Here is a 22654-nt window from a genome sequence, read left to right as displayed (position 1 = left end):
ATTTAAACCCTAAACTGTGCAGAAATTGCCTCACGCCTCAAGCAAACTTGAGAAACGTGCACGAATGGAGCGCTCGATGCCGGCGGCATCCAGACCCAGATCCTGAGCAATTTTCTTCTGATCGCCGTGGTCGATGAATTCGTCGGGGTAGCCCAGTTGCAATACCGGCATCACCAGCGCTTCACGACTGACAAACTCCAGCACCGCACTGCCTGCGCCCCCCATCAAACAGCCCTCTTCCACGGTAACAAATGCCTGATGGCCTTGTGCCAGCTCTTGCAGCAAGGCTTCGTCCATAGGTTTTACAAAACGCATGTCTACCACGGTGGCATCCAGAACCTCGGCTGCTTTCAGCGCCTCGTGCAACACGGGACCAAAAGCCAGAATGGCCAGATTCTTGCCCTGACGGCGCAGATTGGCCTTGCCCAGCGGCACGGTATGGAGCTCCTGATCCACTTCAGCACCGATACCCGCTCCGCGCGGATAGCGCACCGAGCTGGGCCCTGGGTGCTGATAGCAACAGGTCAGCAACAAGCGGGTTTCGTTTTCGTCCGACGGCGTGGCCACCACCATGTTCGGAATGCAGCGCAGAAAGGCGATGTCGTAATTACCGGCATGCGTTGCCCCGTCTGCGCCCACAATACCGGCGCGATCCAGCGCAAAAGTGACATCCAGATTCTGCAGGGCTACATCATGAATCAGTTGATCGTAGCCGCGCTGCAAAAAGGTAGAGTAAATCGCCACAACCGGCTTCTGCCCTTCACAGGCCAAGCCACCGGCAAAGGTCACGGCGTGCTGTTCGGCAATGCCCACATCAAAATAACGACGGGGGAATTGTTGCTCGAACTCCACCATGCCACTGCCTTCACGCATGGCGGGAGTAATACCGTACAGACGTTGATCCTGCCTGGCCATATCGCACAACCACTGACCGAAAATCTGTGTAAAGGTAGGGCGCGGCTTGGTCGTAGGCGTGACCAAACCCACAGAAGGATCGAATTTGCCTGGACCGTGGTAGAGCACCGGATCGGCTTCAGCCAGCTTGTAGCCCTGCCCTTTACGGGTCACCACATGCAGGAACTGCAAACCACCCAGATCACGCAGATTGCTCAAGGTAGAGACCAGCGCATCCAGATCGTGACCATCAATCGGGCCCACGTAGTTAAAACCCAGCTCTTCAAACAGCGTGGCCGGAGACAGAATCCCCTTGGCGTGGCCTTCAAACTTGCGCGCCAGTTCCAGCACAGGCGGGACATGCTGCAAGACAGTACGGCCTACATTCTTGGCAGCGGCGTAGAACCGGCCCGACATCAGGCGAGCCAGATAATGATTCAAGGCGCCCACCGGCGGCGAGATCGACATGTCGTTGTCGTTCAACACCACCAGCACATTTACATCGGGCGTTACACCAGCATTGTTCAGGGCTTCAAACGCCATACCGGCCGTCATCGCGCCATCACCGATCACGGCAATGTGCTGACGCTCGATCCCGGCATTGCGCGAGGCCACGGCCATCCCCAGTACCGCGGAAATCGAGGTTGAGGAATGCGCCGTACCAAAGTCGTCGTACTCGGACTCGGAGCGCTTGGGAAAACCGGAGATGCCATCTTGCTGACGCAAACCACTCATCTGATCGCGGCGGCCTGTCAGAATCTTGTGCGGATAGGACTGGTGACCCACATCCCACACGATACGGTCGTGGGGAGTCTCGAACACATAGTGCAAGGCAGTGGTCAATTCAACCGTGCCCAGATTGGACGACAAATGCCCACCGGTTTTGGATACGGATTGCAGAACAAACTCGCGCAGTTGTCGTGCCAGCTCGGGAAGATCACGTTGATCAAGCTGGCGCAAGTCGGCGGGAGACTGGATCTGCTCTAGGGAAACGGTTGTCATACTAAAGACGTCTATCCGGGCAAATAAGTGAAACGACTGTCTAAAAACAATCGCCAATCGGCTATTGTAAAACGCTTCGCGGCCTGTGCCAAAGTAGCACAGGCCCGCGTCGCTTAATGATTGCGACCCACGATGTAATCAGCCAGTTGTGTCAGACGTGCCGCAGCAGGTCCCAAAGGACGCAAGGCCAACTGGGCCTGCTCATTCAGAGCACCGAGCAACTCGCGCGATCCGTCCATACCCAGGATGGAGACATAGGTGGGCTTGTTATCGGCGGCGTCTTTGCCAGCCGTCTTGCCCAGCGTGGCGGTATCAGCCGTCACATCCAGAATATCGTCCACGACCTGGAAGGCCAGACCCACAGCCTGGGCGTACTCTTCCAAACCATTACGCACGGTAGAGGAAGCACCCGCCACAATACCACCCAGCAAAACGCTGGCTTGCAACATGGCGCCGGTTTTCATGCTGTGCATCTCTTGCAACTGATCACGGTCCAGGGCAATGCCCACGCTGGCGCAATCAATAGCCTGACCACCGGCCATACCGGCACTGCCGGCGGCCTGCGCCAACTGGGTAATGGCTTGCACAATCAGCGCAGGGGCAATCGGCATTTGTGCCAATAACTCAAAGGCCAAGGGTTGCAAGGCATCGCCAGCCAGCATGGCGCAAGCTTCATCAAACTGAACATGAGTGGTTGGGCGACCACGACGCAATTTGTCGTCATCCATGCACGGCAAATCGTCGTGAACCAGCGAGTAGGCGTGGATCAATTCCACCGCCGCCGCTGCCAACTCCAATGCTTTCAATTGGGCTGCGGCCATGGGCTTGCCTTGCAAGGCAGCCTCACCGGCGGCATACACCAAGGCAGCGCGCACGCGCTTGCCACCACCCAGCACGGAGTAGCGCATGGCTTCGTGCAAACGAGCAGGTTCCTGGCTGACAGGGGGCAGCAATTGTTCCAGTACGGTCTCAGTCTGCTCAACCCGCGCCTGCAGCCAATCAGAAAAACTGGTAGAACTCATCTTAACTATCTCCAACAGCTTCATCCCCGGACAAGGGGCGCAGCAGATTGCCTTGCAATACGCTGACTTGTTCTTGTGCAAGGTCCAGCTTGCGCTGACACAATTGGGCTAATTCCACGCCCTGCTCGTAAGCTTGCAAAGCCTGCTCCAGCGGCAATGCCCCGCTTTCCATGCGAGCGACCAGCGCTTCCAGTTGTGCCAGAGCGGACTCGAAATCCTGCTGGGCTGGCGCCTGGGCGCTTTGATTATCATCGCGAGATTTAACCATAACTATTCCTGATCAATGAGGGCCGTCAGGACTGGCTGAGACCCAATTGGAAGTGGCATTGTACGGGAGGCGGCGGCTTGCTGCCCTTCCCAAGGAGTACTTTCTACTTTGGGACCGCTCCACAGCAAAAAAGCCGCTCCGGAGCGGCTTTCTCAGCACCAGAAACTCAGGGCGTTGAACTAGCTGCGCGCAACAGGTCGGCTGGCGTCACTCACCCATTCACTCCAGGAGCCGGGATAAATGCTGGAGCCAGACAGACCGGCCAACTCCATGGCAAAAAGATTGTGACAAGCTGTAATACCGGAACCACACTGGTGCACAACCATCTCTGCCGAAATCGCTCCCAGCAAGTCCTGAAACTCCTGGCGCAGCTGATCGGCCGGTTTGAAACGCCCCTGTTCACCCAGATTATTCAGGTGCGACCGATTAAGCGCATCGGGGATATGACCTGCGACCGGGTCCATCGGTTCCACGTCACCGCGATATCGCTCGGCAGCACGTGCGTCCAATACGGTAAAGATAGGTTTGGACAGGTTTTTCAGTACCTGCTCGGTCTGCACAGTAGGCATGGCAGCCTGCTCAGGCACACTCAATTTAGCAGCTGCTGGTACAGGCCTGGCCGGGCCGCATTCTTCGGCTCCGCCCAACTGCTGCCAGGCCTGCCAGCCCCCATCCAGAATGGCGACTTGAGGATGCCCCAACCAGCGCAGCATCCACCACATATGGCTGGCGAATAAAGAACCTTGGGCGTCGTAGACCACGACCTGCATACCATCACGCAAGCCGTTTTTCTGCAAAAGCTGCGCCAGCTCCTGACGGCTGGGTAAAGGATGACGGCCATTCAGACCCGTCTTGGGTGCCGCCAGATCCAGCTCGTGATCCAGAAACACGGCACCCGGAATATGCCCCTGTTCGTAAGCGCGTCGTCCTGCCTGGTGGTCGGCCAAATCATGGCGTACATCCAGAATCAGCCACTCCGAATTATTCAGATTGGCCTGGACTTGCTCTGCGCTAATCAGAAATTCAAACACGTTCTGCCTCCTTGACGGGAGCCTGCTCCGCTGTCGCGGCCTGACCTCGCAAGATACGATCCTCGCTGTAGGTACGCCAGGCCGACAACAGACCAGACCCAATAATCAATGCCATACCTGCCCAGGCTAACCAGTCAGGCACATCCCCCCAGAAAGCAATGCCAATCAGGGCGGCGAAAATAATGGTGGTGTATTGCAAGGCTGCGGTCAACAAGGCCGAGCCCAAGCCAAAAGCACGCGTCATGGTCAATTGCCCGAACAAACCGGACAGGCCCACGCCCAGCAAGGCCAGCCACGCGCGCCAGCTCAGCTCGCGCCAGCCCTCCCACAAAAGTCCAACCAGGCTGGAACAGACGACAAAACAGGAGAACAGCAGCACGGTGCGCCATTCCGGCTCGCCAGAGCGCCCCAGGGCACGTACCTGCATCATGGCCACCGCGCTCAAGGCGCCGGCACACAGGCCCAGCATGGCGGCCCACCATTGGTCTGGCGTAATGCTGGGGCGCAGGACACCGATCACGCCCATGAAGCCCAGCAACACGGCAATCAGACGCACAGGGTCACGCTGGGTGCCACCCCAGGCAAGCATCCAGAAAGCAATAAACAAGGGAGCGGTGTAGTTCAGGCTGACCGCGGTGGACAAGGGCAGATTAGCCAGAGCCAGAAAGCCCAGCCACATGGAACTGACCCCGGAGACATTACGCCGGACATGCAGTTTCCAGCTTTGAGGAGCCAGCCTCAAACCACGGCTTTTAGCCCAGAACACCAGCAGAAGAACCGAGGGCACACCCCGGAACAAAACAATTTGCGCCATCGACGCCCCGGCATCGGCGGACACTTTGACACAGGCCCCCATAATGGCAAACATGGCGCAGGCTACCAGCATCCATAATGACTGCATGTGATCAAACCAGATTCAGTAATAAGGGAAAGCCACTACTATACTCCCCACCTTGTAAAAGTGGACCGGTAACCCCATATCCAGACCACTTACGCAACAGCAAGAACCTCGGCGCAAGAAACTATCTTGCCCGGAAGCTGACTAAAAGCTGAATATTTTATTTTCACGCCTGGAATCAAGGCTAAAATTCGCGCAGATCGTGTTCTCACGATCACGATTTTTTCTGTTACACCGGAATCCGCATTCATGAAACGAATTGTCCTTTTCTTAATCACCAACCTGGCCGTCATGCTGGTGCTCAGCGCCTCCATGAATATTTTGGGTGTGGGACGTTACCTGAACGCGCAAGGTCTGGACCTGACTCAATTGCTGATTTTCTCGGCTTTGGTCGGTTTTACCGGCGCCATTATCTCCTTGCTGATGAGCAAATGGATGGCCAAGCAAAGCGTGAACGCCCGTGTCATTGACCCGAACGCCCCCGCCAATGCCGAAGAGGCCTGGCTGGTCGATACCGTGCACCAACTGGCCGACCGTGCCGGTATTGGCCGCCCCGAAGTGGCCATTTACGAAGGCGAGCCCAATGCCTTTGCCACCGGCGCTTTCAAGAATGATGCTCTGGTCGCCGTGTCCACGGGCTTGCTGCGAGGCATGACCGAAGAAGAAGTCATGGCGGTGCTCGGCCACGAAGTTGCCCACATTGCCAATGGCGACATGGTCACCCTGACCTTGATCCAAGGCGTGGTGAACACCTTTGTGATCTTTCTGGCCCGTCTGGCCGGCTACTTTGTTGACCGCGTGCTACTGCGCAATGATCGCGACGTGGGCATGGGTTACTACGCCTCGGTCTTTGTGTTTGAGCTGATTTTTGGCGTGCTGGCCTCCATCATCGTGGCCTGGTTCTCGCGTCAGCGTGAGTACCGTGCTGATGCCGGTTCCGCTCAGTTGCTGGGTTCGCGTCAGCCCATGATTCACGCGCTGGCCCGTCTGGGCGGCATGGCTCCTGGCGAACTGCCCAAGAACTTTGAAGCCTCCGGTATTTCGGGTGGTCGTTCGATCAGTGCGATCTTCGCCTCCCACCCTCCTATCGCTGCACGTATTCAGGCTTTGCAAAGCGCTCAATCAGTCTAAGATCCCAGGCGGCCTGAACGGCACAGCCAAATAAAATGCCCCAAAAGCCCACAGGCTTTTGGGGCGTTTTTTATACATTGGCGCAAACTTAGCGTATCGGCTGCCGGACAAAGGGCCACACACAGATCCAAACCTAATCAGCAAAGTGATATTCCAAAATATCGTCACCGAACTCATCACGCTGGCCGCTTTCGGTCCAGCCTAAATGACGATAGAAACCATAGGAGCGCACCTGAGGATCACTATTACAAGCCAGGAACAGGCGCGTAAAACCACGCCCCTGCAAGTCCTGCATCATCTGTGTCAGCAAACGACGGCCCAGACCCAGGCTTTCATAGTCGGGCAACAGCGCCAGCACCATGATCTCGCCGCTCTCGCTATCACCGAAGCAATAGCCAGCCATCTGCTCATCGACCAGGGCCACATAGCCGGGGCAACTACCATCCTCAATACCTGCGGCCCAGCTTTCGGCGGTAACTCCCAAGGCGGCCAGATCCTCTTCAGAAAAAGCATTTTCACGAGTCAGTCCCCGGATACGCAGGCATTCGCGGGCGTCATCAGGCACTGCAGCGCGCAAGACTATCTTGCTCATTCACTACTCCAATATAAAAAGGGCAATGACGGCAAATCATCACGTCATCGACCATACAAAAGACTTAAGGGGTGTCAGTGTTGAGTTGGCTCAACCACTGGGCAATGTCGCCCACGACCTGGGGCATGGCCGAGCTGCCATCGGCCTGCGTCATGACGTGGTCCAGATCGGAATAGCTGCGCCACACCACATGCGGGTTATCCACCAGTGCCACCATCTGGGCAGCGACTTGCGGCGAGACCGAGGTATCGCGCCCGGACTGAATCACCAGAGTGGGGATAGCAATCCGTCGCAGCACCTCGGCCTGATCCAGATTCAGCATCTGCTGCCACCAATCGCGTCCATGTCCGCTCATCCGAGTATCCAGGCCGGCCCTGGCCTGCCTCAAAAATTCGCCCAAGCCATCAAGCATGGCTTGCTTGTCGGCAGCCGGCATCTCTTGGATCGAGGCGCTATAGAGCACATCATCCTGGAACCAGCGCCCGCCGCCATTAAAACTGATGGCCGCATCCAGATGCGAAGTCTGGGCCGCCAGCAAATGAACAATCACCGCTCCCTCGCTGCCACCCAAGGCAAAAAGCTTGTCATAGCGGGTCTGACTTTGCAGCTGTTTTAAAACCGCATCCAGATCAGCCACACGCTGTTGGGGCTGGTCGCGCTGAATATAGTCTGTCGGGCAGTCGCTACGCTCGGGATCGTCGCTATCAGGCAGCGCGGCCGTCAGCGCATATTTTTCCACCGCCAGCACCTGGGCTTGTGGACGAGCCTTGGCCAGGGCTTCCCAAACAACTTTCTTGTGCGCCACGCTATTGCAATCCGAGCCTTGCACAATCAGAAGCAGCTCATGCACACCTTCTTGAGGGGCGATGGCAGGCTGGACGTAATAATGAATGGTGCTGCCATCTGCACGCGCCAATTCATGTGGCTGCGCTTGAGCATAAGCCTGGCTGCCCACGACCCCAGAGATAGCAAGGCCCGCCAGGCGGGCCAGAGAAATTGAATAATCCATGCCGCACTGTGGCACAGAATGATGAAGATTTGATGGAGAAAAATGGCGGACTCGCCGCCATGAAAAGGGACCAGCCAGCAAAGAGCTGACCTGACCGGGGGAGACATCAAGCCATCACACCCTTTGCTGGCTGGTGTCCCGCCGCCGGTCGCCATTTGCCCAAAAAGACGACCGGACTGGCAAGACTCAAGGCTTCATGGGATTGGTCTTTTCTGGATTGATTTGATAGCGCTGCAAAGCATCGCTGACCAGCGAGCGTGGCAACGAACCTTCGTCGGCCAAGGCCTTCAAGGCCGAGACCACGATAAAGTGCCGGTCCACTTCAAATCCGTGGCAACCACAATCGGGCCTGCATGCCCTTCCAGGCAAGACTGCACATAAGGGATACGCGGCTCGCTTTCCGGGTGCAAGGTGTTCCAGCGCTCCGTATCCAGGCCATCACGACGCAGTTGGTTCAGGCTGGGCGCATTCCACACATCGCTGGCCACACCAAAGTCCTCTTGCAGCAACTGTGCGGCAGCCAGCACCTCCATCAAGATAGAGCCACTGCCCATCAACTGCACACGCGGGGCCTTGGCTTTTTGCTGCGGTCCCGCCTGCAAGAGATACAGCCCTTTGATAATGCCCTGCTCCACCCCTTCCGGCATCTCGGGATGCGGGTAGTTTTCATTGAGCACGGTAATGTAATAGAACACGTCCTCCTGATCCTGATACATGCGACGAACACCATCCTGCATGATCACGGCCAGCTCATAGGAGAAGGTGGGGTCAAAAGAGCGGAATCGTGGGCACACCGTGATTGCTGTAGGCCGTGCCTGCTGCAATCCAGGAGGAGATCGCCCCGGACTCATTCAGGCCTTCCTGCAAGATCTGCCCGTCCTTGGCTTCTTTATAATAGCTCAGTTGGCCGGCATCCTGCGGCGTGTACAACTGCCCTAAATAAAAGTGGATACCAATCTGGCGGAACAGACCTTCCATCCCGAAGGTGCGCGACTCATCCGGCACGATGGGCACAATCAATTTGCCCAGCACCGGGTCTTTCAACAAGGTGCTCAAAATACGCACAAAGGCCATGGTCGTGGACAGACCACGCTCGCCCGTACCCTTCAACTGTGCGGCAAAACTGTCCAGTGCGGGAACAGCCAAGGCCGGAACGGAAGTTCTGCGCGATGGCACAAACCCGCCCAGAGCAGCACGACGTTGCTGCAAGTAAACCGCTTCCGGGCTGCCTGGCTCGGGGCGCAGATAAGGCAAGGCTTCCAGTTGCTCGTCCGAAACAGGTAGCTGGAAGCGATCCCGGAAAGCACGCACGGCATCCGCGCTCATTTGCTTGAGCTGGTGATTGATGTTCTGGCCTTCACCGGCCTCGCCCATACCAAAACCCTTCACGGTTTTCACCAGAATTGCGGTCGGCCCGCCATGGCTGTTACGTGCGGCTTGGGCATAAGCGGCGTAGACCTTGTCAGGATCGTGACCACCACGGGCCAGGGCCCAGATGTCGTCGTCCGACAAATCCGCTACCAGTTCCAGCCACTCAGTCGTCTCTTGCGGGTCCTCATCTGCGATCTGCAAAGCGTGATTCATAACAATCTCCAGGTGGATAGGCCGGATCCGCCACGCGACGTCCTCACGGCCTGAACAAGACGCAGGGCAGGACAGACCCTCACCCATACGATTGCAATTGCAACTAAAAAATAAATTCCTGGGGGAAAGAACGATGAGTCGCTCCGACACGGATCTGTGGTTTTCCTTTGTGCGCGCGCACCGCAGCATCCTGAAAGAAATCGAACGCAGACTGGCTGCCGAAAAGTTGCCACCCTATGCCTGGTACGACGTGCTGTGGGGACTGGAAAGCGGGCCGGAGGGAACCCGTCGCATGCATGAACTGGCCGATCGACTGGTCATAGAACGCTATAACCTGACGCGACTGATCGACCGGCTGGAAGCCCAAGGGCTGGTCCAGCGCAGTCGTTCCTCGGAAGATGGTCGGGCCGCCTTTGCCAGCATCACGGATGAAGGCCGGGCCTTGCGCAAACAGATGTGGCAGATCTACCAAAGCGCTGTGCAGGAACTGTTTCTGTCGGCCTTCTCCGATCAGGAACAAACGCAGTTTGCACACGGGCTGGATCAGGCTGCCCGACAAGCGCGGCAACCCTCCAACACCTAGATGTGTCTAACTGATACCTGAGGCTCACGCTTGTAAGATGCGCTGGGCTATTATTTAGCAATGAAAGAAATCTTCGCACTTCTCGATTTCGGGGGTTATATCGCCTTGCTCCTGTGGGGTATCCACATGGTGCAAAGCGGTGTGCAACGCGCCTTTGGTGCTGAGCTGGGCGTCTGGATGGGCCATGCCCTGGGCCGCCCCCGCCGCGCCTTTTTTGCGGGTGCGGCCATTACCGCCGCCATTCAAAGCAGTACCGCCACCGGACTGATGATTACCAGCTTTGCCGCCACTGGCATGGTTGCCCTGGTTCCAGCCCTGGCCGCCATGTTGGGCGCCAATGTGGGCACGACGCTGATCGTGCAACTGCTGTCCTTCAAAATGACCGCGCTGGCCCCGGCCCTGATTCTTCTGGGCGTCTGGCTGTTCCGCTCGCAGGAGCCTGGACGCCGTCGTGACCTGGGTCGCGTCTTTATTGGTCTGGGCCTCTTGCTGCTGTCCCTGCATGAACTGGTGGGCTTGTTCTCCCCCATTCAGGACGCCCCCCTGCTGCAAACCATTCTGGAAGCGCTGGCAGGCAGTCCCATGACGGGCATGCTGCTGGCCGCTCTGCTGACCTGGGCCGCACACTCCAGTGTGGCCATTGTGGTGCTGATCATCTCGCTGGCCAGTCACCAGCATATGGACCCGCAGCTGACCTACGCGCTGGTGCTGGGTGCCAACGTGGGTACCGCCATCAACCCGATTCTGGAAGGGGCTGGCGGCTCCAAGGACCCAGCCAACAAACGTCTGCCCGTCGGCAACTTGGGCACACGTGTGTTTGGTTGTCTGGTCGGCATGATTTTGCTGCCCTGGATTCCGGATTTGATGAGCTGGTTCACCAATGATCCAGCTCGTGCTGTGGCCAACTTCCATACCTTCTTCAACCTGGCCGTGGCAGCCTTGTTCCTGCCTTTACTCAAACCCTATTCGCGTCTGCTGAGCCGTTATCTGCCCCGCCGCACCGACCCGGATGATCCCGGCCTGCCCTTGTATCTGGACCAGTCCGCCCAGGAAGTGCCTGCCGTGGCCTTGGGCAATGCAGCGCGTGAGGCGTTGCGTCTGTCCGATATGCTGCAGGAAATCCTGGATACGGCCCGTCAGAACATGCTGAACAATAGCGCCCAAAGCATTAACCATGCGCGCTATATCAGCAATGCCGTCAACCGTCTGGAGCCGCTGATCACCACCTATCTGGCCAGTATGGACCAGGAAAACCTCAGCAAGAAGGATACCCGTCGTCTGAACGATATTCTGACGTTCTCCACCAATATCTCGCACGCCGCCACGATCAGCGTCAATGGCTTGCTCAGCCACACGGCCAAGCTGCGTAAACAAGGCTGGATACTGCAATCGGAAGAACAGGCCGAAATCGGCAAAGTCATGGACAGGCTGATTCGCAACCAGCGTCAGGCAGCAGCCCTGTTTGTGGCCGAAGATGTAAAAACCGCCCGCTTCCTGGCCTTTGAAAAAGACTTCTTCCGCGAACTGGAAGTGGCGGCGGGAGACCGTCATATTCGCAAGATCAAGGCCGGTCAGCTGGACTCCGCCGAGCAGGGCTCCTTGTACCTGGAGATTTTGCGCGACGTGCGTACCATCAACTCCTATCTGGTCAGCGCCGCCGCCTATCCAATTCTGGCCAAGCACGACGAGTTGCTGCCCAACCGAGTGCGCTCCAACGAGGAATAAACAGACTGCAGCCAGGCGGTGAAAACAAGCCGCTCTGCTACTTAAAAAAAAGGCGACCATCAGGTCGCCTTTTCCTTTAGCTTGCCAGGAAGCCTTAGTGAGCCTGTTCCCAGTTATCACCCACGCCGACTTCAGCCACCAGCGGCACATCCAGCTTGGCTACATTGCACATCAGGCCCGGCAGGTTTTCACGCAGAACATCCAGCTCGTCTTCGGGTACATCGAATACCAGCTCGTCATGTACCTGCATCACCATCTGCGTGCGCAGCCCTTTTTCTTCCAGCCAGCGCTGCACAGCCACCATGGCCATCTTGATCAGGTCGGCCGACGTGCCCTGCATTGGCGCGTTAATGGCGGCACGCTCTGCACCGGCCATGCGTGGCCCTTTCGCGCCCTTCAGTTCAGGTAGCCACAGACGGCGACCAAACACGGTTTCCACATAACCCTGCTCATGCGCCTGCGCCTTGATGCGCGTCATGTAGCTGGCCACGCCAGGATAGCGGGCGAAGTAGCGATCAATATAGGCACGGGCTGCATCACGAGTAATGCCCAGATTGCTGGCCAGACCAAATTCGCCCATGCCGTAGATCAGACCAAAGTTGATCGCCTTGGCCGCACGACGCTGGTCCGAGCTGACGTCCTTGGCATCCACACCGAAGATCTCGGCAGCGGTTGCCGTGTGCACGTCCCCACCCTGCTCAAACACCTGCTGCAGATTCTCGTCGCCCGATACATGGGCCATGACGCGCAATTCGATCTGGGAATAGTCAGCCGACACCACTTTGCCCAGTTCAGACACGAAAGCGGCGCGAACACGGCGGCCTTCTGCGGTACGCACAGGAATGTTCTGCAAGTTGGGATCGGAGGAAGCCAGACGTCCGGTAATGACGGCAGCCTGTGCATAACGGGTATGCACACGGCCACTGTCCGGGTTCACCATTTTGGGCAATTTGTCCGTATAGGTGGACTTGAGCTTGGCCAGGCCACGATATTCCAGTAGTACCTGCGGCAAGGGGTAATCCTGAGCCAAACGGGTCAGCACATCCTCATCGGTAGAGGGGGCACCGCTGGCGGTTTTACGAACCACCGGAATACCCAGCTTGCCGAACAGAATCTCGCCCACTTGCTTGGGGGAGTTCATATTGAAAGGTTGGTCGGCCAGTTCGTAAGCCTTGTTTTCCAGTTCCAGCATTTTCTGGCCCAGCTCGTGGCTTTGGCGCGCCAGAGTAGGCACATCAATCTTGACGCCATTGCGCTCCACAATGGTCAGCACGTCTGACGCCTGCACTTCCAGCAAATAGATACGCTCCAGCCCCTCTTCCCTGGCTACTTGAGGGCGCAGGCACTGATGCAGACGCAAGGTGTAATCCGCGTCTTCACAAGCGTATTGCGAGGCCACAGGAATATCCACCTCGTCAAAGCTGATCTGCTTGGCACCCTTGCCGCAAATATCCTCGTAAGAGGCGCCTTTCAGACCCAACCATTGCAAGGCCAGCTCTTCCATGCTGACACGCTTGTGCGATTGCAGAACATAAGCCTGCAACATGGTGTCCTCGCGAATACCGCGCAGGCTGACTTTTTCATTCAGCAGGACATGGGTATCGTATTTGGCGTTATGCAGAACCTTGGCCGCCTCTGCGCTTTCCAACCAGGGGCGCAGCGTTTCCAAGACATAGTCTTTATCCAGCTGTTCTACATCCAGCGAGCCACGATGAGCCACCGGCACATAAAAAGCCTGCCCCGCCTTGACCGACACCGACAGGCCCACCAGACGCGCTATCAAGGGGTCCAGGGAGGTGGTTTCAGTATCCAAGGCCACCAGCTCGGCTTTTTCCAGCAGGCTTAGCAGGGTCTGTAGTTGTTCTTTCGTCGTGACGGTCTGGTAATCCAGCTCGGCAGGCGCAGCAGGTGTTTCAGCCTCGACACGGGCATCCTGGGCGGGAACGCGTTTGGGATCATCCGTCAATTCACGCAACCAGCTGCGGAAACCGAAGGTCTCGTAGATATCCTGCAACACGGCGTTGTCGCGGGGCTCTGGCTCCAGCGCCTCGAAATCCCCCGTAAACCCAGGCACTTCGCAATCAAGTTTGACGGTGACCAGTTTGCGCGTCATTTCAAAGTTGGAACTGAAGTCGCGCAGATTCTGGCCGGCCACCCCCTTGATTTTGTCGGCATGCTGCAACAATTCATCCAGACTGCCATATTCGCCCAACCACTTGGCAGCCGTCTTGGGCCCCACCTTGGGAACGCCGGGAATATTGTCCGAGGTGTCGCCAATCAGCATCAAATAATCGATAATCTGATCTGGGCGTACCCCATACTTGCTGGTAACGCCTTCTACATCCAGCTTTTCGTTACTCATGGTGTTGACCAGCTGCACATGCTCATTGACCAGTTGGGCCAGGTCCTTGTCCCCGGTAGACACCACGGTCTCGATGCCATTTTCTGCCGCCAGACGGGAAAGCGTGCCGATGATATCGTCGGCCTCTACGCCAGGCTGACAAATCAGATGCCAGCCCATGGCGCGTACCGCTTTATGAATAGGCTCTATTTGCACCGCCATATCTTCGGGCATGGAGGGCCGGTTAGCCTTGTATTGATCGTACAGATCGTCCCGGAATGTGCGGCCTTTGGCATCAAATACGCATACCATATAGTCCGCTTGATAATCCTGTAGCAGACGGCGCAGCATATTGATGACCCCGTACAAGGCGCCTGTGGGCTGGCCTTGCGCGTTTCGCAGATCGGGCATCGCATGGTACGCTCGGTACAGATAGCTGGAACCATCAACGAGCAACAAGGTTTTTTTCATGTCTAACAATAAAATCGTCCGTTTACCGGCCTCTGAGCAGATTCCTACCATCATGAAGGAGCTGCAAACTGCGGTCGATACATTAAAAGAAATGGGTGCTGGCGTTAGTGTTTTCGGCAGCGCACGCATCAAACCCGGTCATCCTTACTACGAACTGGCCCAGGAACTGGGCCGTCGTCTGGCCGAAGCGGGCGTCACCCTGATTGCTGGCGGTGGCCCTGGCCTGATGGAAGCCGCCAATAAAGGCGCGTACGAAGCAGGCGGGCAAAGTATTGGCCTGAATATACGCTTGCCTCACGAAACCACCAACAACCCTTACCAGACACAAAGTCTGCAGTTCGAGTACTTCTACTCGCGCAAGGCCACCTTTTTCATGCACAGCTGGGCCTACATTGCCCTGCCTGGCGGTTTCGGTACCCTGGACGAGCTGTTTGAAGTCATGACCCTGGTTCAAACAGGCAAAGTCCCACCCGCACCCATTGTACTGATCGGCACTTCCTTTTGGTCCGGCCTGATCGAATGGATTGGTGACCAATTGATGGAGATGGGTCTGATTGGTCCGAAAGACCTGAATTTGCTGGTCCTGACCGACGATCTGGACGAGGTCATGGGCTACATCAACCAGTGCTGCGTACTGCCTAGGGCGGAACCCGCATTGCCCCAGTAAGGCGTACGGGTTAAATTTGCAGTCTTTCTTCGGCCCTCCATCAGCAGGGCCGAATTTGTATTGAATGCCACAAGCTAGTCGATATTTGCCGGAGTCCTCCACATGAACAAAATGCTTGCCCGCCTCCTGATGGTGGCTTTTTGCAGTGCCTTGGTGCCCGCTGCTGCCCATGCAGCCGGGCCGTCCGAAATCCGTTTTGCCACTGAAGCGGGTTATCCCCCCTTCGAGTTTCTGGACCCCAGTGGCGAGCTGCAAGGCTTTGACATCGACATCGGCAACGAAATCTGTAAGCGCCTGCAAGCCAAGTGCGTGTGGATCGATCAGTCCTTTGACAGCTTGATCCCCGGCCTGCAAGCCCGCAAATTCGATCTGGCCAACTCCACCATGACCGCCACCGAGGCACGCGCCAAGGTGATCGACTTTAGCGAGCCCATGTATATCGTGCCGGTTCGCCTGGCCGCCCGCAAAGGCAGCGGTCTGGAGCCCACCGCCGAATCCCTGAAAGGCAAGCGTGTCGGTGTGCAGCAAGGCACCACCATGGAAACCTATGCGCGCCAGAACTGGGCCAACAACGGTGTCACCATCGTGGCTTACCCCAGCTACACCGACGCCTTCAATGACCTGGCCGGTGGCCGCGTGGACGCCACCTTCCAGGAAGCCCAGAACGCCGTTGAAGGCTTTTTGACCAAGCCTGCCGGTGCCGACTTTGAGCTGACTGGCAGCACCGTGGACGACAGCCCTATCCTGAACGAACCTATCGCCATGGGTATTCGCAAGGGCAACAAGAAACTCAAGAAAACTGTTGATGAAGTTCTGCGTGAAATGAAGGCCGATGGCACCATGCAGACCTTTGCCGACAAATACTTCCAAAAAGAAAACATTCGCATCGCGCCCTGACCTGGATACCTGAACCATGTTGCTTTACGGTTATGGGCCGCAGTTGCTGGTCGGCACCTGGGAAACCATCAAACTGGCCGTGCTCTCGCTGCTGGTTTCCCTGGTGCTGGGTCTGGTCGCTGCCCTGATGAAACTGTCCCGCACCTCGCTGCTGCGATGGGTGGGCGGTTTGTACACCACCTTGATCCGGGGCGTCCCGGATCTGGTGCTTTTGATGTTGTTCTTTTTCAGCTTGCAAATCTGGTTGAACGAACTGACTGACTGGCTGGAATGGGACATGATCGAGATCGATCCCTTCGGAGCCGGTGTGGTCACGCTGGGCTTTATTTATGGTGCTTACTTTGCCGAAACCTTCCGCGGCGCCCTGATGGCCATCCCCAAGGGCCAGATGGAAGCGGGCAAAGCCTGTGGCTGGAGCGCCTGGCAAGTTCTGCATCGCATCCAGATTCCTCAGATGATGCGCTACGCCCTGCCCGGACTGGGCAATAACTGGCAAATCCTGCTCAAATCCACCGCGCTGGTGTCCCTGATCGGCCTGAGCGATGTGGTCAAGATTGCGCAAAATGCCGGTAACGCAACCTTCAACTCCTTCCTCTTTGTGGGCATCACTGCCCTGATCTATCTGGGCCTGACCGCCGTCAGCAATATTGGACTGGGCTACCTGGAGCGACGCTACAACATTGGCGTGAAAGGAGCACAGTTCTAATGGATGTTCTGAACGAATTCTGGCGCGCCTATCTGTACCAAAGCAATGGTCAGCTCTCGGGTCTGGCCATGACACTTTGGCTGCTGGTGATCTCGGTTGCCATCGGCTTTTTCCTGTCGATTTTCATGGCCATTGGCCGTGTCTCGGGCAAGGCCTGGCTATCGCGCCCTATTGGTGCCTTCACCTACTTTTTCCGTGGCACTCCCTTGTACGTGCAGATCCTTTTGATCTACACCGCCATGTACAAGCTGGCCATCGTCAAATCCGTGCCTGCATTGGAAGCCTTCTTCATGAGCGGCTTCAATTGCATGATTCTGGCACTGACCTTGAACACTGTTGGCTACACCACCGAGATTTTTGCCGGAGCCATCCGCTCCATGCCTCCCGGTGAAGTCGAGTCGGCCCGTGCGTATGGCATGTCCGGCTGGACCTTGTACCGCCGCGTGATTCTGCCGCAAGCCCTGCGCCGTGTGCTGCCTGCTTACAGCAATGAAGTGGTGCTGATGCTGCATGCCACCTCGCTGGCCTTTACAGCCACCGTCCCGGATCTGCTCAAGATTGCTCGTGACGCCAATGCGGCCACCTATCAAACCTTCACCTCCTACGGGATTGCTGCACTGATTTACCTGTGCGTGTCCTTCATTCTGGTGGGCATTTTCCGTATCGTGGAAAAGCGCCAAATGGCATTTTTGAATCACTGAACGCTGAGGTGCTGAGGTGCTGAACAAGAAAAAAGGGCCGCTTTCACAAGCCGCCCTTTTTTCTTTAGCGATACAGCTACCGTATCAATCCCCCATATGGTCCAGGTTCTGATAACGCATCTGACGCCCCATCACACCGGCCATCATCAGAAAGAACGTCAGGCCACGTCGCACTTCCGGCTCCTTAGCCAGGCGTATAAGCCCCATCAGGGTCGGGGTGGTCTCCGTAGCTCTCACCTGGTCCGCAGCCATACGTGCGGCGTTTCCAACCGACCAGGCAGCCCCTACACCCTCCTCAAAGCCCTTCATGAGCTTTTCAAGCATATAGTCGTCGCTCATATCGACCAGATCGGCCAGCAGGGACACCGCATCCACCACCCGATTCAAACGACCACCGGCCAGCAAAGGTTCGATCTTGCCGATCAGTTCATCCAGGCCCTTGATGCCCGGATCCTCTCCAAGCAGGCTTTCCAGGGCGGAAGGGGACTTCTGAGCAGCGCCCGCATCACCGGGATTCAAGGATTTATCCGATACCGAATTCATCTGTCTCTCCTGAATTAGACCAAGCCACGGGCCACGGCCCAGTAAATACCCCGGTTAAAACCCTTGCGCAGCAGTCCACCCAGTTTGGTGGGCGGCGTAGGATGCACATCCTCCTTGTAGTCGTACCAGAGGGGCATACCGCCCTCCAGACCCATTTGGGCTACCGCCACCACCCGGCCATCGTATTCGTCGCTGGTGCGCCCAAATCGCAACTCTGAGGCCAGGTTGTTGACCACTACGGGCGATTGGTTATGGCAGGAGCCACCCGCTTTACTGATAGGCAGGTCCACCGTGTCACCCAACACGTATACATTGTCCAGCCCCAGCACCTTCATGGTTTGGTGATCGGTGGGGACCCAGCCCTCGTTGTCGGCGGCTTGAGAAATCCCCGAGTCACGTACAGCAGGCACCGCCGTAATGGGAGGAGTCGCCATCAGGAGGTCGAACGGCTCTTCTGCGCCTTCTTCGGAATAGGCAATCTTGCGTTCAGGGTCTACACGGCTCAGGGTGAAACCGCGTTGATGCTTGATGTCACGATCCTCAAAAATGGGCGGCAAGACCTGACAAACCTCGTTCTGCATGAACAGACAATTACGCAAAAGCTGGGAGGTCGTGGGATAGGTATAAGCAATCTCCACCTTGTCGCGTACACCACGACGACGCAGGTACTCGTCCAGCATCAAGGTTGTTTCTACCGGTGCAATACCGCACTGGTGAGGGACGTTATGGGTTTTGGGGAAGGTGACCGTTACCAGTACGCGGCCTTTTTCCAACTTGCTCAGGCGGTCAGCCAGTTGACGCGCAGGAGCATGCTGATAGAAGTGATCACCGCCCTCTTTCAAACCTTCAATTTTTTCCGGAGAGGGCACGCAGCCCGTAGACAGCACCAGGTAGTCGTAATCAATCTTCTTGCCACTGGTGCAATGCAGGCGGCTGGCCTTGAAGTCAAAACCACTGACTTCCTCTAGCTGAAAATCAATTTCGGGGCGCAAAAGTGAAATTTGCGGACGTCGCAACTCGTCCCTGAAAAAAGCATCAAAAGCCACGTACATAAAAGCGGGTTTGTAATAATGCCAGGGAGAGTTGGACAGCATGGTAATGCGGACTTTACCAGAGCGAATTTCCGGGTATAGCTTGGTCACTAAATGATTGGCGGTCATCGTACCGCCAATACCACCACCTACAATCACAATATGCTGCACCATCAGTATTCTCCTTAATGGGGGAAACTGCGCACCGGCTCTTGCAATGAAAAAATCTTTTCAAAAACAAGAAGATGCCCAGCTACAACTGAGACTTTGCAAAGCGAGCTTGGTAATGCGTCCAGCCAGTTTGTATCAAGCAGGTATTAAGCAGAAATTAAAGCAACCCATCAGACTCAATAAGCCACTTAATCAATTTTATTTATCCCACACCCTTTCTTGAATTTAAAAATCAAGCTGGGGTGCTTATGCATACACCCCAGCTTTTTAATACCGCGTTCTAAATCCGGCTGACGCCAACCATAGTAAGACAAAAAAAACGCCTGCATCAAGCAGGCGTTTTCTCTTATCGCTAAACCCGAAAAATTAACTTTCGCGTTGGCTGCGACGGCGCTCGTGTTCTTTCAGGTAACGCTTGCGCAGGCGAATGGACTTGGGAGTCACTTCAACCAGCTCGTCGTCATCCAGGAAATCCACGGCGTATTCAAGAGTCAGACGAATAGGTGGAACCAGATCAATGTGCTCGTCCTTGCCGGAAGCACGCACGTTGGTCAGTTTCTTTTCCTTGATGGGGTTAACCACCAGGTCGTTGTCGCGGCTGTGAATACCGATGATCATGCCTTCGTACAGGGCATCACCCGGGGACACGAACATGCGACCACGATCCTGCAGCTTCCACAAGGCGTAGGCCACGGCATCACCGTCGTCCTGGCTGATCAGCACGCCGTTACGACGCTCGCCAACCGTGCCTTCGCGCATGGGGCGGAACTCGTCAAAGGTGTGGCTCATCAAGCCGGTACCGCGTGTCAGCGTCATGAACTCGCCCTGGAAACCGATCAGGCCACGGGCGGGAATACGGTACTCCAGACGTGTACGACCACGGCCGTCAGCAACCATATCCTGCAAGTCACCACGACGGCGACCCAGCTCTTCCATTACGCCGCCTTGGTGGCCGTCTTCGACGTCCACGGTCAGCTGCTCGTAGGGCTCCATCTTGACGCCGTTCTCTTCACGAATCAGCACGCGTGGACGCGACACGGCCATTTCATAGCCCTCGCGACGCATGTTTTCGATCAGAATGGTCAGGTGCAACTCACCGCGACCGCACACTTCAAATACGGTGTCGTCGTCGGTTTCGTTAACACGCAAAGCCACGTTGGACTTCAATTCACGGTCCAGGCGATCACGCAACTGACGGCTGGTCACGAACTTGCCTTCACGGCCTGCCAGAGGCGAGGTGTTCACCATGAAGTTCATGGTCAGCGTAGGCTCGTCAATGCGCAGCAAAGGCAGAGCTTCCTGGTGAGCAGGATCGGTCACCGTGCAACCAATGCCCAGCTCTTCAATACCGTTGATCAGCACGATGTCGCCGGCTTCAGCTTCATCTACCGATACACGCTCCAGGCCCTTGAACTTCAGAACCTGATTGATACGGCCTTTGATGACTTCGCCATCAGGACCAAATTTCACGACCACGTCCTGGGCAGCGCGCACGCGGCCACGGTTCACACGGCCTACACCGATCTTGCCCACGTAGGAGCTGTAGTCCAGCGAACAGATCTGCAACTGCAACGGTGCGTTGACGTCGTCCTCACGCTGGGGCACATGCTCCAGGATAGCGTCGAACAAAGGACGCATATCGCCTTCACGCACGTCTTCGGTCAAACCGGCGTAGCCCGACAGACCCGATGCGTAAATGATGGGGAAATCCAGCTGTTCGTCGGTCGCGCCCAGTTTGTCGAACAAGTCGAACGTGGCGTTGATCGCGAAGTCAGGACGAGCGCCGGGACGGTCAACCTTGTTGACCACCACAATCGGACGCAGACCCAGCTCCAGAGCTTTGCGAGTCACAAAGCGGGTTTGAGGCATGGGGCCTTCAACCGCATCCACCAGCAACAACACGCCGTCAACCATGGACAGCACGCGTTCGACCTCACCACCAAAGTCAGCGTGACCGGGGGTGTCGATAATGTTGATGTGGGTGCCTTCGTATTCAACGGCACAGTTCTTCGCCAGAATGGTAATACCGCGTTCTTTCTCGATATCGCCCGAGTCCATGACACGTTCGGAGATATGTTCGTTGTCACGGAACGTACCTGCCTGTCTCAACAATTGATCGACCAGGGTGGTCTTCCCGTGGTCAACGTGGGCAATAATGGCCACATTGCGCAATGCGCGTCTCATAACTCATCCTTCTGATTGAAGTTTTTTGGGCAAAATCTCGGTAGGCAAGCTCTCGATGGCCAGCAAGGCCGACATCGGGTCTTCCATCGCCTGCAACCCGTCCAGGGTGTAGGCGTCGTCGATATGAAAAGGTCCTAATTCTGTCCGGCGCAAGGCCGTCAGATGGGCAAAACACCCCAGAGCACGTCCAATGTCTTGCGCCAGGGTCCGGATATAGGTTCCCTTGCTGCAACGTACAAACAAACGCGCCGATTGCGGCGTAAAGTCTTGCACCTGCAAATCGTGAATCACGAGATGTCGTGCCTCACGTTCCAGCTCTATACCCTGACGGGCATATTCATACAGGGGCTTGCCATCGCGCTTGAGCGCGGAATACATGGGCGGCACCTGGGTAATGGGTCCTCGGAAAGCAGGTAGAACTGCCTCCAGCGCCTCGAGGGTGACACCGGCAAAATCTGCCGGAGCCTGGGACACCACATTGCCGGTCAAGTCACCTGAATCGGTTTCCTGCCCAAACTGCAAGGTAGCTTCATAGGCTTTGTCTGCTTCCAGCATCGTGGCGGAAATCTTGGTAGCCCGGCCAAAACAGCAAACCAGCAGGCCCGTTGCAAACGGGTCCAGGGTTCCAGTATGGCCAGCTTTGCGGGCATCCAGAGTGCGGCGGGCACGCTGCAAAGCGTGGTTGCTGGACATTCCGTCGGACTTGTCCAGTAGCAGCACACCATCAATCAACTGCCCGCGTTTTCGCGTAGCCATCGTGTGTCAATCCGTGAAGAAACAACAGCCGCGTCAGGGCTGTTCGTCTGGCTCGTCCGATTTGGAAGCAGAGCCAGTCAATTCGCTATCGGCCTGGTTGGCGCTGTCGATGAGCTTGGAGAGCTCCATGCCGCGTTCCAACTGTCGGTCGTGATGAAAATGCAGAGTAGGAACCGTGTGGATGTGCAGCAGCTTGAACAACAGCGAGTGCAACCAACCGGCCTTCTCGGTCAAAGCCGCCTGAGCGACTTCAGGCTCGGCGCCCAGCACCGAGTAATACACTTTGGCGTGTGCGTAGTCTGGAGACAGCTCCACGCCGGTCAAGGTAATCAGACCAGCGCGGGTCATGTCGATCTCGCGCTGGATCAGGACCGCCAGATCCTTCTGGATCTGGTCGGCCAGGCGCAGGTTGCGCCCCGGGTTTGGTTTGGACTTGTGTCGTGCCAT

22 protein-coding genes and 1 pseudogene are annotated in these 22654 nt (G+C 56.6%); 7 read left to right on the top strand and 16 right to left on the bottom strand.

What is annotated here, in order from left to right:
• Positions 1 to 30: 30 nt before the first annotated feature.
• The 6 genes from dxs to N879_RS20600 form a co-directional block, all read right to left on the bottom strand.
• Positions 31 to 1896, bottom strand: coding sequence for a 1-deoxy-D-xylulose-5-phosphate synthase (gene dxs, locus N879_RS17930; protein ID WP_022983569.1), 1866 nt, complete (start codon positions 1894 to 1896; stop codon positions 31 to 33).
• A gap of 113 nt (positions 1897 to 2009) precedes the next feature.
• Positions 2010 to 2918 (bottom strand): polyprenyl synthetase family protein, encoded by a 909-nt coding sequence (locus tag N879_RS17925; protein ID WP_022983568.1) that lies wholly within the window; start codon positions 2916 to 2918, stop codon positions 2010 to 2012.
• A gap of 1 nt (position 2919) precedes the next feature.
• Positions 2920 to 3186: an exodeoxyribonuclease VII small subunit gene (locus N879_RS17920; protein ID WP_003802451.1), complete on the bottom strand. Its 267-nt coding sequence runs from the start codon at positions 3184 to 3186 to the stop codon at positions 2920 to 2922.
• Between the two features lie 179 nt (positions 3187 to 3365).
• Positions 3366 to 4217 carry a sulfurtransferase gene (locus N879_RS17915; RefSeq protein WP_022983567.1) on the bottom strand — a complete coding sequence of 284 codons (852 nt, stop codon included), beginning with the start codon at positions 4215 to 4217 and terminating at the stop codon, positions 3366 to 3368.
• Positions 4210 to 5118 (bottom strand): DMT family transporter, encoded by a 909-nt coding sequence (locus tag N879_RS17910; RefSeq protein WP_080655545.1) that lies wholly within the window; start codon positions 5116 to 5118, stop codon positions 4210 to 4212. The genes N879_RS17915 and N879_RS17910 overlap by 8 nt, the downstream gene beginning before the upstream one ends.
• An 89-nt stretch (positions 5119 to 5207) precedes the next feature.
• Positions 5208 to 5366: a hypothetical protein gene (locus N879_RS20600; protein WP_155624324.1), complete on the bottom strand. Its 159-nt coding sequence runs from the start codon at positions 5364 to 5366 to the stop codon at positions 5208 to 5210.
• On the opposite strand from N879_RS20600, the gene htpX reads away from it, so the two are divergent.
• Positions 5365 to 6246 carry a protease HtpX gene (htpX, locus tag N879_RS17905; RefSeq protein WP_009457574.1) on the top strand — a complete coding sequence of 294 codons (882 nt, stop codon included), beginning with the start codon at positions 5365 to 5367 and terminating at the stop codon, positions 6244 to 6246. The two genes, N879_RS20600 and htpX, sit on opposite strands and share 2 nt — an antisense overlap.
• A 133-nt stretch (positions 6247 to 6379) precedes the next feature.
• Here the strand turns inward: htpX and N879_RS17900 are convergent, their stop codons facing one another.
• From N879_RS17900 to N879_RS20510, 4 genes and pseudogenes are all read right to left on the bottom strand, one after another.
• Positions 6380 to 6838, bottom strand: a complete 459-nt coding sequence (locus N879_RS17900) for a GNAT family N-acetyltransferase (protein WP_009457575.1) — start codon at positions 6836 to 6838, stop codon at positions 6380 to 6382.
• Between the two features lie 64 nt (positions 6839 to 6902).
• On the bottom strand, positions 6903 to 7847 hold the full coding sequence (locus tag N879_RS17895; protein WP_009457579.1) for a prolyl oligopeptidase family serine peptidase: 945 nt from the start codon (positions 7845 to 7847) through the stop codon (positions 6903 to 6905).
• A gap of 186 nt (positions 7848 to 8033) precedes the next feature.
• Positions 8034 to 8168, bottom strand: coding sequence for a hypothetical protein (locus N879_RS20995; protein ID WP_425541749.1), 135 nt, complete (start codon positions 8166 to 8168; stop codon positions 8034 to 8036).
• A 38-nt stretch (positions 8169 to 8206) separates the two neighbouring features.
• Positions 8207 to 9389 (bottom strand): annotated as a pseudogene (locus N879_RS20510) (transketolase-like TK C-terminal-containing protein); the annotation flags it as partial.
• Between the two features lie 175 nt (positions 9390 to 9564).
• Here N879_RS20510 and N879_RS17880 point away from each other — a divergent pair.
• Both N879_RS17880 and N879_RS17875 read left to right on the top strand, forming a co-directional pair.
• On the top strand, positions 9565 to 10014 hold the full coding sequence (locus tag N879_RS17880; RefSeq protein WP_009457586.1) for a MarR family winged helix-turn-helix transcriptional regulator: 450 nt from the start codon (positions 9565 to 9567) through the stop codon (positions 10012 to 10014).
• 60 nt (positions 10015 to 10074) lie between these two features.
• The gene (locus N879_RS17875) at positions 10075 to 11739 is read left to right on the top strand and encodes a Na/Pi cotransporter family protein (protein WP_009457587.1); all 1665 of its coding nucleotides are present in this window, start codon (positions 10075 to 10077) and stop codon (positions 11737 to 11739) included.
• A 94-nt stretch (positions 11740 to 11833) separates the two neighbouring features.
• On the opposite strand, the gene polA is transcribed toward N879_RS17875, so the two are convergent.
• Entirely contained in the window at positions 11834 to 14551 is a 2718-nt protein-coding gene (polA, locus tag N879_RS17870) for a DNA polymerase I (protein ID WP_009457588.1), read from the bottom strand.
• Between polA and N879_RS17865 the strand changes: the two genes are divergently transcribed.
• The 4 genes from N879_RS17865 to hisM all read left to right on the top strand — a co-directional run bounded on the left by N879_RS17865 (position 14550) and on the right by hisM (position 17522).
• A complete protein-coding gene (locus N879_RS17865; RefSeq protein WP_009457591.1) occupies positions 14550 to 15218 on the top strand; it encodes a TIGR00730 family Rossman fold protein in 669 nt (222 codons plus the stop codon). The two genes, polA and N879_RS17865, sit on opposite strands and share 2 nt — an antisense overlap.
• A 102-nt stretch (positions 15219 to 15320) precedes the next feature.
• Positions 15321 to 16115: an ABC transporter substrate-binding protein gene (locus tag N879_RS17860; protein ID WP_009457593.1), complete on the top strand. Its 795-nt coding sequence runs from the start codon at positions 15321 to 15323 to the stop codon at positions 16113 to 16115.
• Positions 16116 to 16131: 16 nt separating this feature from the next.
• Complete coding sequence (locus tag N879_RS17855; protein ID WP_009457595.1) at positions 16132 to 16821, top strand: ABC transporter permease; 690 nt, start codon at positions 16132 to 16134, stop codon at positions 16819 to 16821.
• Positions 16821 to 17522 carry a histidine ABC transporter permease HisM gene (hisM, locus tag N879_RS17850; protein ID WP_022983563.1) on the top strand — a complete coding sequence of 234 codons (702 nt, stop codon included), beginning with the start codon at positions 16821 to 16823 and terminating at the stop codon, positions 17520 to 17522. Before N879_RS17855 ends, hisM begins: the two co-directional genes overlap by 1 nt.
• Before the next feature lie 84 nt (positions 17523 to 17606).
• Here the strand turns inward: hisM and N879_RS17845 are convergent, their stop codons facing one another.
• The 5 genes from N879_RS17845 to rbfA form a co-directional block, all read right to left on the bottom strand.
• Positions 17607 to 18065, bottom strand: a complete 459-nt coding sequence (locus N879_RS17845; protein WP_009457599.1) for a DUF1641 domain-containing protein — start codon at positions 18063 to 18065, stop codon at positions 17607 to 17609.
• Positions 18066 to 18079: 14 nt separating this feature from the next.
• A complete protein-coding gene (locus tag N879_RS17840) occupies positions 18080 to 19270 on the bottom strand; it encodes an NAD(P)/FAD-dependent oxidoreductase (protein ID WP_022983562.1) in 1191 nt (396 codons plus the stop codon).
• A gap of 363 nt (positions 19271 to 19633) precedes the next feature.
• Positions 19634 to 21451 (bottom strand): translational GTPase TypA, encoded by a 1818-nt coding sequence (gene typA / locus N879_RS17835; RefSeq protein WP_009457601.1) that lies wholly within the window; start codon positions 21449 to 21451, stop codon positions 19634 to 19636.
• Positions 21452 to 21454: 3 nt separating this feature from the next.
• Positions 21455 to 22207, bottom strand: coding sequence for a tRNA pseudouridine(55) synthase TruB (gene truB, locus N879_RS17830; RefSeq protein ID WP_022983561.1), 753 nt, complete (start codon positions 22205 to 22207; stop codon positions 21455 to 21457).
• A gap of 33 nt (positions 22208 to 22240) precedes the next feature.
• Complete coding sequence (gene rbfA / locus N879_RS17825; protein ID WP_009457603.1) at positions 22241 to 22654, bottom strand: 30S ribosome-binding factor RbfA; 414 nt, start codon at positions 22652 to 22654, stop codon at positions 22241 to 22243.

Source organism: Alcaligenes sp. EGD-AK7, assembly GCF_000465875.3.
GTDB lineage: Bacteria > Pseudomonadota > Gammaproteobacteria > Burkholderiales > Burkholderiaceae_B > Alcaligenes > Alcaligenes phenolicus.
This window is presented reverse-complemented; position numbering and strand designations above follow the sequence as displayed.